Annotated in this window: 6 protein-coding genes and 1 pseudogene; 5 read left to right on the top strand and 2 right to left on the bottom strand. The window is 62.6% G+C overall.

Annotated features, from left to right (window positions below):
• The first annotated feature begins 399 nt into the window (after positions 1-399).
• Positions 400-1,404, top strand: a complete 1,005-nt coding sequence (locus tag ACZ2GY_RS07365) for a DNA-processing protein DprA (protein ID WP_090584524.1) — start codon at positions 400-402, stop codon at positions 1,402-1,404.
• 78 nt (positions 1,405-1,482) lie between these two features.
• On the opposite strand, the gene mobF is transcribed toward ACZ2GY_RS07365, so the two are convergent.
• Positions 1,483-5,013: a MobF family relaxase gene (gene mobF / locus ACZ2GY_RS07360; protein WP_090584813.1), complete on the bottom strand. Its 3,531-nt coding sequence runs from the start codon at positions 5,011-5,013 to the stop codon at positions 1,483-1,485.
• Between the two features lie 228 nt (positions 5,014-5,241).
• On the opposite strand from mobF, the pseudogene ACZ2GY_RS07355 reads away from it, so the two are divergent.
• Positions 5,242-5,525, top strand: a pseudogene (locus ACZ2GY_RS07355) (hypothetical protein); the annotation flags it as partial.
• A gap of 298 nt (positions 5,526-5,823) precedes the next feature.
• Here the strand turns inward: ACZ2GY_RS07355 and ACZ2GY_RS07350 are convergent.
• The gene (locus ACZ2GY_RS07350; protein ID WP_171587270.1) at positions 5,824-7,080 is read right to left on the bottom strand and encodes a helix-turn-helix domain-containing protein; all 1,257 of its coding nucleotides are present in this window, start codon (positions 7,078-7,080) and stop codon (positions 5,824-5,826) included.
• A 113-nt stretch (positions 7,081-7,193) separates the two neighbouring features.
• Here ACZ2GY_RS07350 and ACZ2GY_RS07345 point away from each other — a divergent pair, with 113 nt between their 5' ends.
• The 3 genes from ACZ2GY_RS07345 (at position 7,194) to ACZ2GY_RS07335 (ending at position 12,876) form a co-directional block, all read left to right on the top strand.
• Positions 7,194-9,233 (top strand): hydantoinase/oxoprolinase family protein, encoded by a 2,040-nt coding sequence (locus tag ACZ2GY_RS07345; protein ID WP_171587271.1) that lies wholly within the window; start codon positions 7,194-7,196, stop codon positions 9,231-9,233.
• On the top strand, positions 9,233-11,221 hold the full coding sequence (locus tag ACZ2GY_RS07340; RefSeq protein WP_171587272.1) for a hydantoinase B/oxoprolinase family protein: 1,989 nt from the start codon (positions 9,233-9,235) through the stop codon (positions 11,219-11,221). Before ACZ2GY_RS07345 ends, ACZ2GY_RS07340 begins: the two co-directional genes overlap by 1 nt.
• A 260-nt stretch (positions 11,222-11,481) precedes the next feature.
• The gene (locus ACZ2GY_RS07335; RefSeq protein WP_171587273.1) at positions 11,482-12,876 is read left to right on the top strand and encodes a purine-cytosine permease family protein; all 1,395 of its coding nucleotides are present in this window, start codon (positions 11,482-11,484) and stop codon (positions 12,874-12,876) included.
• The last annotated feature ends 25 nt before the right edge of the window (positions 12,877-12,901 follow it).

The following is a 12,901-nucleotide window of genomic DNA, read 5'->3' as shown; positions in this document are numbered from 1 at the left end:
GACCGCCAGTGTCCACACCCGCTACTTCCTGCGCCGCTACATGCCCACGAACATCCTGCTCGATGCGATTCGCACGCGCCGCGGCCTCAAGTGGGGTGTCCCGGCGATGCTGCTGGCCGTCCCCTACCTCTACGTGGCGGGCATCCTGAGAGTGCTGATCGAGGATGGCGGACCGGGCTGGCTACATGTGCTGGTGCTGCTGTGCGTCTGGAACGCGATGAAGTTCGCGATCATGGGCCCGGTCAGCTTGGTGCTGCTGCTCCGCGTCCGGGCCGCGGAGGGTGGGATCACCGGGTCGCTCGCCGACCCGCCGTCGCGGCGTAACCGCCCGCACGTACCCGCCTCTGACCGGTGCCGTGCACCTTCTCGACGTCATCCGACCGAGAAGGAGCCCAGATCATGTCCGCGATCACCGGCCTGGCCCACGACCAGCGCACCGCGCGCATGCTGCTGTCGATCCTTGCCGAGCCAGATGATCGCGTCACCGGACGTGTCCTGTCCCGCGTCGGCGCGATCGAGACACTGCGTCTCGTCGACGACGAGGACGCGGTCCCAGGGTTGAACCGTGTGGAGGCCATGATGTGGCGTGACCGCCTGGCGCTGCCGCACCGGCTGGAAGATGTGGCGGAGCGGATGCACGGCATGGATCAGAGCGGCTTCACCGTGCTGATACCGGGTGACGAGCACTGGCCGAAGGCCCTCGCAGATCTCGGTGATCGCACTCCTTACGTGCTGTGGGCACGAGGCGCGACGTCGTTCTTCGCACGTCCGATGGAGGACTTCGTGACGATCACCGGCGCGCGGGCATCGACTTCCTACGGACAACTCGTGGCTGGCGAGCTGGCCGTCGATCTCGTCGGTGCTGGGCGTGTAGTGGTCGCCGGGGGCGCATATGGGATCGAGGGCGCGGCGCATCGTTCTGCGCTGGGTGCGGGCGGGGACACGGTCGCGGTACTGGCCGGTGGCGTCGACCGCCCCTACCCGGCGGGTCACCGGGAACTGCTGGACCGTGTCGCAGACGTCGGCCTGCTGATGAGCGAGATGCCGCCGGGCGCAACCCCAACGCGGCATCGGTTCCTGGCCCGCGGACGACTCCTGGCGGCTCTGTCCGAAGCCAGCGTCATCGTCGAAGCAGGAGCGCGCTCAGGCTCACTCCGGGTCGCGGCCGAAGCACATGCGCTGGGCCGGAGCGTGGGTGCGGTGCCCGGTCCGGTGACGTCGGGGACGAGCGCGGGACCGCACATGCTGCTGCGTGATGGGAGGGCTCGTGTCGTCACGAATGCCACGGACGTCGAGCACCTGACCCGTCGCCCACCGGAACATGGGATCGAGCGTTCGGAGCTGGGGCCGGAGTTCTCCCGCAAGCAGAGGCCGAGCGCGACCGGGCAGACGCGATCCATGTAGGAACCTACCCAACGTTCCCCTTGGGGCCTCGCATGCGAAGAAGTCGGTGCGAGGCCCTCTTCTCTGCGCGGAACCCACCTATAGGCCCCGCTCGGGGCTGATCCGTTGTGCGGGTCGCCGCTGCGGGACCGGGCTCGGCTGGGTGTTGAGTGCGCGAAGTGCTGCTTCCGCACGGGCGCGGTCGATCTTCTGAACGGTTGAATCGGGTGAGGTGCCAAGAGGAGTGGTGTCGGTGATGGCGTACCGGTCGCGGTAGGCCGCAATCGCCCGTGCGCGCCGCCGCCAGAGACGTTTCCCGGGTGCGTCGTTCGGCATCGGCCCGAGTGCCCTGGTCCAGGGCTCGTGGTACTGCAAAGCGGTGTCGAGGACGGCATCGGCTCGGGCTTCGATGAGGCGGTGGCGCTCGTCCAGGGCGTCGCGCATGTCCTGACTCATGGGACCGTCGGCGTGTGGGATGAGGCCGGCGATGAGACGCGGGGCCTTGCGGTTGCGCCCGGACCCAGCCGGGTGGGCAGTCGCCCGAGCGAGGCGGTGGTGGATGACGGAGGCGACGTCGTCGGCGTCCTCGAATCCTCGCGCCGAGACGAGGCGGGGCAGGAGCCGGTCGATGTCGTGGTGGTTGGCCTCGGCGCGGCGCAGTTCAGCGGTGAGGGCGCCGAAGGCTTCGGAGTCGATGACGGCCTCAGCCTGGTCGTCGGTGAGTCCGCGGGTGCGGATGAGCCCTGCCCACCGGTTGTGCTGCGCGGCCGCGGCGATGGTCTCGTACTCGGCTGCGAGCTGTGCGATCGACCCCCAGGTCTCCTGCTCGGCGGTGATGGTCTCGTGGGCGGAAAGCTCGGCACCGACATGCCGGAGCACCCCGAAAAACACCGATCGGGCGGTGGCGTCAGTGCTGTCCGAGGGGTGTGGGGCGGCGTGGTCGTCGGGGCGGTTCAGGACCACATAGGCCCGGTTCGACTGGCGTCCGCGGGTCATGGCGACGTAGAGATTCTCCCGCGTCGTCGTCGGCTCGACCACGACGTGGGAGGTGTCAGTGGTGATGCCCTGCGCACGGTGCGCTGTGACCGCGTATCCGAGATCCACGTGCTCGGCCACGTACGAGGCGGGGAGGACGATGGAGCCGCCGAACCGGCGCTCGGCCCTGCGGATGGTGATGGAGCCGTCGTCGCGGACGCCGGTGATGGTCCAGCGTTCGCCGTTGCGGACCCAGTCCTTGCCGTTCCGGAGGCGGCGGTCGTTGCGGCGGGTGATGATCGTGTCCCCCACGCCTGCCTGGGTGCCGCCGTTCAGTTCGACTTCCCGGCCTGGCTGGAGGACACCGTCGAGGATGAGGTCGGCTCGGGCACGGTGGTTGAGCGTGGCCACGTCCTCGCGGGATTCCGCGATCAGCACCGACACCAGCCCTTTCGCGCGGTCGACGCGCCACGCCGTGTAGGCGGCATCACTCATGGCGTCGGCCTCGCCGCCGGTGACGCGGTCGTGGTCAATGTAGGTGTCGATGACCTCGGCGCGCCCGTGCCGGAGGGCCAGGGATGCGGTCTTCTCCCACTCGTGGGTGAACCGGTGGACGTCGACCAGCTCGGGCGCATCGTCACGGTCCGCGACCAGGAGACTGAACGCCCCGCCGGCGTCGACCGATTGCAGCTGCGCGTAGTCGCCCACGAGGAGGACTTTCGCACCGACTTCGGCGGCGACCCGGGTGATGCGGTCCAGGGAGATGGTGCCGGCGAGAGAGGCTTCATCGATGATCACCAGTTGTCCGGCCTGGAACGTGGCACCATGGTGTTGATAGTTAGTCCACCACTTCGCCGTGTTCTCCGTGGTGACCCCGAGATCGTCAGCGAGGACCTGCGCCGCGACTGCCGACGGCGCGAGCCCCATGACCGATCGTTTGCCGTGTTCGGTCTCCCACGCTCGGCGCAGGCTGTTCATCGCGGTGGTCTTGCCCGCGCCCGCCGGCCCCACCAGCACATCAACAACACGCCCCGAGACTGCGACCGCGGCGATGGCCGCACCCTGGTCATCCCCGAGGAGTCGTCCCTCGCGGTCGGGCTTCGCGGTGACCTCCTCGACGGCGGACAGCGTGACGGTCGGCCCGGTCGTGGTGCGGGAGCGCTCCAGGAGTCGGTCTTCGGCGGCGAGGAGTTCCTCGGAGGAGAACACCGTCGAGTGCTTCGGCCGGAACACCGAGGACCCATCGGGGCGGCGGAACAGTGCCGGGCTGGTCGCCAGCTCCGGCGGAGTGAGCCGCAGTGACGCGGACTCGGCTGCATCCACGACGAGGCCGACGATCGCCTCGCGGTCTTCGGTGCTGGCGAACCGGTAGCCCATCGTCTGCCGGGCGGCCTCCGCGGTCAGGTTCCAGCGTCGCCACGTCGACCGCTTCTCTCCGACCGTCTCGACCACTGTACGCCCGAACTCAGCTATGACATCGAGCGGGATGTCATCGGCGCGCAGAAGCAATGGGGCGTCGTTCGAGGTCACGCGACGTGCCCAGGTGGTGGCGTCCTCGCCCAGCAGGCCGGTGGCGCGGCGGCGCCAGTCGGTCGTGAGTTCCGCGAGTGAGCGGACTTCCTTCGCGGGTCGGGTCGCGAGGGTGGCCTGGGCGCGGAGCTTGAGGATCGTCACGGTCGAGGGCTGGCGGCCGTGGCGCTCGACATACTCTTCGATCAGACGGTTCTTCTCCGCCTCGATGTGGCGGGCGCGGGTGGAGAACTCCGCCACCAGCTCTTTCGGCACGCCGGTGATGGCCCAGGCAGGATTGCGGTCGCCCCCCATGTCCCGCTGCTCCCAGCCGACCCCGAAGGCACGGGTCATGTGGTCGGCGAAGACCGCCTCGTGCAACTCCGACAAGGCGACCGTCGCGGCGTGCATCGGCCGCCCATCCAACGATCGCCACTTCCCGTCCTGCGCGGTCTGCACCTTGTTCGAAATCACCACATGGGTGTGCAGATGAGGGTCGCCAGCGCGGGAGTCGTAGTGGTCAAACGCGGTCGCGATCACCCCGGTCACGTCCACCTGCGCGACCGCCCCATACGGGCCGGCTGCACCCACCCTAGTTGCGGCAACCTGCCGCTCGATGAATGCAACCATCTCCGCAACCGCTGCGTGATGCGCCTGTGCAATCAGTGCTTGCGTGCCGGCATCGGCAAGGGCCCACAGGACGCTGGCGGACTTCGGGATCGAGAAGGTGTAGTCGAACCCTGCAACAGCTCGGCGCGTGCTCCGTGTGGCTTCCTCGGCCTCGATCGCGGCGACAGCATCGCCACGTTCGCCAAGGCTGAGCGCCGGGTCGAGAGCCTTCACGCGCTCCGCGACGCGCTCGGAGACAGACCGATACTCGGGGTATGCGCGACCCAGGGGTCCTCCAGTGATCGGATCGCGGCCCATCCCCACGAGGAGCTGGAGCTGAGGCTCGGAGAGCTGATCACCTCCATGGAGTTGTCCGGTCCCCAGTGCTGGTAGCCCGCTGCCGAGCCAGCGGCCCGGTGGGTTCCCTGCTTCGGCGTAGTAACGCGTCAACGGGGTCGACAGCGACCTGTCACCATCGGCCGCGGCGACCGTACGCAGCAGGTACTTGTAGCCGTCGCCCGCCGACATCACGCGCATCGAAACCGTCACCGCCGCCTCCTCGACGGTCAGGTGAGCGGACAATGACCGCCGCGGATCGCAGGACGTGGAGGGCTGCCCTTCCAAGACGCGTTAACTCTGGTTGACGCGGCTCGGACCTCGTCTGCAAGACGCGTGGAAGCTCGGGGATAGCGCGCTTGAGCTTCCAGAATGGCGAGGTCGACGACCAGTCGATGTCGCTGGTATCTCCTAACAGTCATCAAGGCCCGCACCGGCGATGAGGCCGAGTTCCCGGCCCTCGGGGAAGGCTCCCGGACCTTGCTGATCGAAGCAGCCGCCGCCGGCACCTAGCGGATGAACGTGAAAATGGCCGAAGCCGTCACCCTGGCAAAAATCGCCGGCACCGCGGCCGTGGCTCGGGCCCTCGGGACTGCTGCGCTGCACGGCCGGTTCGTGCACTGTGACCTGGCCTCGATCCTCAACGCCACCACCAGTCGCACCACCACGCACGCCGCCAATGAGCCCGGTCCCTGACCCAAGGCCCGCCTGGTCCAGGCTTGGCAGTGCTCCCCATACCACTGCACCGGAGAGCGCCAAATGAACCTAGTTCAAACGACGACCGCTCCGCCTCTGCCGGCGGACCTCGACCTGGATCGGCGGTGAAGGGATAGGCGGCCGGGTTTTAGTTGACATATCGGTAACTATCGGCACACAAGGCAACCAACAACACGTCCCGCTCCCCGTATAAAACCTTAGTCAGAGCCAGTTTTCGGACCGTTTTCGATTTAGGCCCGTACGTCTGCACTATCGTAGCAATGCAGACTAGGGGCTTCGAAGGACCCCGTCCTGTTAGGGCGTCGAGATAACATTCGAACCCGATGTGGAAGGTCCGAGCTCCGGATAGAGAGCGAGGACCAGATTGGCTAAGGCAGGCGCAAAATCGAGGGGTAATCCGATCGCCTCCTCAATGCGCCCTAGTCGGTAACGCACAGTGTTCTGGTGGATATACAGGGCCTCCGCGGTACGAGCTACATTCTGGTTGTTTGCGAGATACGTGATGAGGGTTTCCCGAAGGGGCTCTGTGTTCACCGGTGCCAAGGTGGCGGTAATTCGCGCCTGGAGTTGCACCGGATTCACGTGGGAAAGTAGCCAGGTGGAGAGGTCGATTTCATCAATACGTACGGGCCCGATCAATTCCGGTCTTTGGGCCACAGCGGCCCAAGTTTCAGCAATGCCAAGTGCCGTTTCTGCTTCGCGCACACTCTCAGGGACCTGGACAAGAGCAGAAAACGGGGCGGAGACACCGATGAGGTACTCGGATGCTGTGAGGTCGAGCCACCGGGTCGCCTGTTTGGTGGCCGGCAGGATCGCCGAGATTACGGCTGGCGATTCCAGCTCAGCGCGGCGCAGCATGATGAGCAGGGGAATGTCGTTCGAGCGGGCGCGCGAAGCGAGGCGTGTGACATCGTTATTAGCACCTGCACTGCCGCTAAGAGGCCTGAGTTCAGCGGCGCGCAGCGGGGAGTAAGCCGTGAAGTGGAACTGCGCAACGCGGATCCAGAAACGATGCTCGCGTGAAGGGATGATGCCGTCGTGCAGACTCGCGATGAGCTGTTCGTTGTCGCGGCGGTCTCGCAGGGTCACGCCGTACTGGATGCCGTGGACCGCTCCGAGGAATCGCTCTGAAGTGTCGAGCAGCACCCCTCCTATTTCGGAGAGCGTGTCAAGACTACGACTGGCGATCGCAATCACGTGGATCCCTGCCCGGAGGGCTACGCGGCGCGTCATCACGTGCCAACGCCCAATCTCGAGGACGAGTTCGGGTTGATTTGACCCTTCGACCTCGTTCCAAATGAGCTGAGTCGGAGCCCCGCCCACGCTCTCGACGATCTTACCTTCGTAATCATAAATGGTAGCGGCTCCGCGGCAGATCATGCCTATGCGCGATGTAAGGGCATGAACGGGGTCTTGTGAAGACACTGCGTCGAGGAGGGCGTTCGCGATCTCAAGTGTGGCGCGAAGACGTACTGTTTCGGCGGTCGGCCCTTCAGAATGCAGCTTGAAAGACCCGGGGCTGGGGATATCCACACATCGATCATGTGCCATTTTGGTTATTTTTACAAGCCACGCTCCAGCAATCGTTCTAATTTACAGTGACACAGATCTCATAGCGGGCGAAGGTTAATCCACTCATTTCATGAAGATCTTAGGAGAAACCGATGGGCAAAGTGCGAGTTGCGGTAGACGTGGGTGGCACGTTTACCGATGTCTGCATCTTCGACGAGGAAAGCAAAGAAATGCGCGTCACGAAGGTGCCGTCGACACCTTATGATCCGATGATCGCCGTCATGAATGGTGTCGAGCGGGGACAAATCAATCTGTCGGAGGTGTCGCTTTTCTCGCACGGGACCACGGTGGCGACCAACGCACTTATCACTAGGAACTTCCCGCCGGCGGCGCTAGTTACGACGCGCGGTTTCCGAGACATCCTCGAGATTCGAGATGGTACGAAAGACGACCTCTGGGATGCCTATAAGGATGTGTCTCCAGCCTACATTCGCCGTCGCGATCGGTTCGAAGTCACTGAGAGAACAGACTATCTAGGCCACTCGATCACCCGCCTTGATGAGGAGGAGGCCCGCAAGCTCGCCGAACTGCTGAAACGCCGCGGCGTTAAGACCATAGCGGTGTGTTTCCTCAACTCATACGCGAACCCAGCCAATGAGATCCGCATGCGCGAAATCATTGAGGAGGTGATTCCCGACGCGACCGTTTCCACATCGGCCGAGGTTCTTCCTGAGATCTTCGAATATCCACGGTTCAATACAACCGTGTCGAACGCAGTGCTTGCTCCGTTGGTCTCCGGCTATGTGAACCGTCTCGCTGATGAGCTCCGGGACGGCGGCTATCAGGGAGACCTCCTGCTTCTGCACTCGGGTGGCGGATCCATGACACCACGTCTTGTGGAGAAGTTCCCCGTGCGCCTTGCCGCCTCAGGCATCGCCGCTGGCGCCATATCGGCGAAGCACATCGCGCAGCAGTGTGGGTACGAGAACGCGGTAAGCCTAGACATGGGCGGCACCTCCACAGACATCTCACTGGTAGCAGGCGGGGAGCTCCGTATAACACAAGAGTGGCAAGTCGAGTACGGCCACCCAATTATCTTCCCTTCGATCGAGGTGCTCACCATCGGTGCCGGTGGGGGATCACTCGCCCACATCGATATCGCCGGTTCCCTCCGAAATGGACCGCAGTCTGCGGGCGCGGAACCCGGCCCCGCATGCTACGACACGGGCGGAGAACAGCCAACCAATACCGACGCAAATGTCTTGCTTGGCAGGCTCGGCACTTCGCTCGCGGGTGGAGCGATGACGCTAAATCGATCGCTGGCGGAGGAGGCAATCAACCGAGTCATCGCAAAGCCCCTTGGCATGGGCCTTGAGGAGGCAGCACAAGCGATAATCTCGGTCGCCAATGCGAACATGGCGGACGCCGTGCGTCTTGTCTCAATTCGCCGAGGCTACGACCCTCGAGACTTCGCCCTGCTTGCTTTCGGCGGAGCGGGCGCTCTCCACGGCGTTGACGTTGCCCGAGAGCTCGGTATTCCGTCTGTGATCGTCCCACCGAACCCAGGAGTAACCTCGGCCATGGGATGTCTGCTCGTCGACATCCAACATGATTTCGCGCAGATGTTCACGAGTCTCGTGGATGGGACCGACGAAGACGCCGTTGAAGAGGCATTCGTTGGCCTAGAGACGGAAGCGTCCGCACGGCTTCGTCACGAAGGGGTCAGTGATGAAAACGCAATCCTGCAGCGTAAGATTTCCATGCGTTACCGCGGTCAGTGGCGGTCTCTGCAGGTGCCAATGGGCAGTGGACCAGGAGCGATGGAGCAAGCGCTCCATACTTTTCATGAGGAATATGAGCGTGAGTTTTCCTTCCGTCAGGACGAGACACCTGTAGAGGTCTACCAGCTGCACCTCTCCGCCGTCGGGAAGATTCCGAAGCCCTCCTTCCGCCCTGCCGAATCGCTCCTGCAGGAGCCGACTGAGCCGATCGAGCGTCGACCTGTTTACTTCCGGGACGAGGGCTGGCTCGACACACCAGTTTATGAACGGGACGAGCTTGCCGCCGGTACCCGATTCACGGGTCCCGCCATCATCAGCCAGTTCGATTCAACCACCGTTGTGCCACCCTCGACCCGCGCGGAGATCGATGAGTGGTTGAACATCCGTATTCATTTCGAGGAGAAGAACTAATGACCGACACCTTTGTGCCCTCCAATACCCTGGCGCGGGAGACCACCCTTGACCCAGTAACGTTCGAGGTGCTGAAAAACGCCTTTGCCACGAGTGTCGACCTCATGAGCGAGCAGATTTTGCGCACCTGCTACTCCTTCGTCATCTACTCACGTGATTTCTCGTCTGCGCTATGCGATGCTACCGGGAACACCGTTATGCAAGGGTCCGCTGACATCGCTGTACACGTGGGTACGTTGCATTTCCAATGCAAGGCTGTGATCGAAGAGTTCGGCGACGACATCCACCCCGGCGACGTCTTCGCCATCAATGATCCATACCGAGGCGGAACGCATCTCAACGATGTCTCCTTTGTGCGTCCCATCTTCTCTGAGGGCCGCATCATTGCCTTCGCTCAGAACAAAGGCCACTGGGCCGACATCGGCGGGAACGTCCCGGGATCCTTTGACGTGTCCGCGACAGAACACTTCAGCGAAGGCCTTCGGATTACGCCGGTGCGAATCTGGTCAAAGAGCGCTTACCTTCACGATGTAGCGCAGCTGCTCGTGTCGAACACGCGCGCTCCCGATCAGGCGATGGGTGACCTCCACGCCCAATCGGAAGCTACCGCGGTATGCGAACGGGAGGTGCTACGACTGGTCGAGCGTTATGGCATCGATACGGTAACCCTTGCGATGCAGGAGACGCAAGACTACGTCGAACGCACAGTACGCCGTCGGCTCACCGAGCTGCCGCGAGGCACCTGGAGTACGGTCGACTATCTCGATCTAGACCCGGGCGCCGAAGAGGGTCTCGTGCCGGTCGAGGTCACGCTGACCCTCGATGGGAAGGGCATGCATTACGACCTTAAGGGCGGCCCCGCAGTTAAAGCGTTCCTCAACTCCGGCTACGGCTCCACGTTTTCTGCGATATACGCTGGCACGAAAACGTTCTTTCCTGACGTTCCCCTGAACTCGGGATTCTACGCGGCTGTTACTGCCGACATTGGGCCTGAGGGGACCGTAGTGAATGCTGGCTGGCCGCTTGCAGTCACCGGCACCGTGGCGGGGCCCTATGAAAAAATTATGAACGGGATCTTCGAGCTGTGGTCCGGAATCATGAAGGATCGTGCGATGGCGTGCTCGTTCAATCTTGAGTACCTGCTGGTCGGGGGGCATGACGCGCGCACCGAGGATAAGGCGAGATTCATGTGGTACGACTGGATGGCCGGAGGCTGGGGAGGCCGGATCAGCAAGGATGGCTCGAGTGCGACTGCGCCAGTCTTCGGAGTAGGCCTCGCCGTGCAGCCCTGCGAAGGCCAGGAGCGCCTTTCGCCCGTGATCACAAACATGCACCAGATCGGCACAGACTCGGGCGGCCCCGGCCGATACCGTGGCGGTTGTGGGATCGAAAAGGGGGGCACGCTCACCGACGCCGAGTCGACGGTCATGAGCTACTGCTGCGATCGAGCGCGATCCATTACATGGGGAATCGAGGGCGGGCTACCGTCCATCCCTCACGGCGTCTGGCTGAATCGGGGCACGGAGAACGAGCGCTTCCTCGGCTCTATCTTCTCGTCGGTACCTGTAGGCCCGGGCGATACCTTCTACCGTCCATCGGCCGGAGGTGGTGGTTACGGAGACCCACTGGAGCGAACATCAGAGGAGGTTCTTGAGGACGTCATTGACGAATACGTCTCGGTTGAGCGTGCTGCGAAGGACTACGGCGTGGTAATCACACCTATCAATCCGGAACTCGACGAATACGAGATCGACTCTGAGGCTACGACCGCGATGCGTGAGTGGATACGCGAGCACCGCCGCGAGTGGATGAACGCTGATCCCGCCGATGTCGCTCGGAAGTACTGCGGTGGTGAAATCGACATGCTCGACGTCATCCGTCGCCACGGCGTGATCCTCGACTGGGGAACTGGCGAGCTCTTCGCGAAGACTACGCGCCAGCATCGCGAACAAATGCAACGCCGATCCGTCGCACACTGGAGCGCGTAAGTGCAGCACCTGGCCAATTTCCTTTGGCGTGACGGGGCGGGTAACCCACCGGTCCCTCCCCTACTTTGTACCTCGATTTGTGGCCACAAGCTCGATAAACCAAGAGATATTTTTCATAAACACCCATGGCGTCTCGTGCTCACCCATATCAGAACCAGGGAGGGCATCCGGATCCGTCACCCGGACAGAATGCTGTATCAGCAGCTTCACAGCGAGACGCCGCAGAATCACACTACTCATTCACCAATGGAGGCATCACCGTGTCAACTAGTCTGACTGGCTCTAATGATGACGTCGAAGCAACAGATGCGCTTGCCCGGGAGGGCAACGACGACGATCAGATGAGCCGCGGCTCTCTAACCATGGCCTGGTATGGCGTCGCTAGCGCCATGTTCTACGTCTATGTCGGCGCCGCGATGGCCGTAGCATACGGCACGGCAAATGCGCTCGTCGGCATCGCACTCACGATCATTGTTTACAGCGTCATCAACGCTGTCCTTTCGAAGTACGCGATCAACAATCGCACCACGGTCGCGCAATTCTCGCGCACAATTCTTGGCACGGCGGGGTCATCTATCGCGACCATTATCTTCGCACTCATCGCAATTTACTACGCGGTGTTCGAAGGCTCGATCGTTGCATACGCCTTCCAAACCCAGTTCGGCGGAGAGATGTGGATGTGGAGTCTCATTGTTGTGACCTACTCCACGCCGCTCATCATCGGCGGTGTGCGCCGATTCCTCGACAAACTTAACGGGTTTTTGTTGCCGATCTACTTCTTTGGCTTGATCGCCGCGGTCATCTGGGCCGCGTCTCTGTACGGCTACAACGAAAGTTGGCTGACTCAGGCACCTGAAGCTCCGATTCAGTTTGCTCTTGGCGGCCCAGGTTGGCTAGCAACCTTCGTGGGATATATGGGCGTATGGATCCTCATGATGTTCACGATGGATTTTGCTTCGCTAGGTAAGCGCAAAGACACGAAGTTCCACCAGTGGGTCTCCTTCGGTCCCGTCTTCAACGTTCTCGCGTTCGGCTTCTCTGCCGTAGCGGGTATCTTTCTCACCTTCACTATCCCGGGTATGGACGTGACCGAGACTGGTGTAGCGGGGGGGATCGTACAGATGATGGGCATCCTTGGGCTCCTCATCGTGTTCGCGTCGCAAACCCGCATAAACACGGCGAATTACTATCTCGGTGCCGCAAATTTGAAGGTTTTTGGCGAGCGTGTTTTTGGTCTCAGGATGCCGAACCTCGTTTGGGTTTTGTTCTCTTCGGTAATCATCTTCCTGCTTATGCTGCTCCCGATCGTGCAGTACTTGCTGCTCGCACTCGCTTGGCAGGGCGTGCTCGTGACGGCGTGGGTAGCCATCGCGCTCACCCATATTGTCCTAAGCCGCGGCAAAAGGCAGGAGCACAGCGCCATTGAGGATCGGCACTACAAAGCGATCAACACGAACGGCCTCATTGCTTGGACCACCGCAACGGTGGTTGGCATCTTCATGTTGCAGCTTGGACAAATCAATCCGGAGTTGGCGGGCATAGGTTCCACTTGGGGTCCCATACTCACCGTGGTTGTCGCCGCGGTCATCTATGGTGTGCTGTGGCAGGTGAAGCCAACAAGCCGCACGGGATTGAGCAGGTCTTCCAGCCAATAGCTCGGTGATGGCCTCGGTTTCCCCG

The organism is Arthrobacter sp. KKT183 (genome assembly GCF_055657625.1).
Note: the sequence above shows the minus strand (reverse complement) of the source record. Positions and strands in the feature narration are given on the sequence as shown.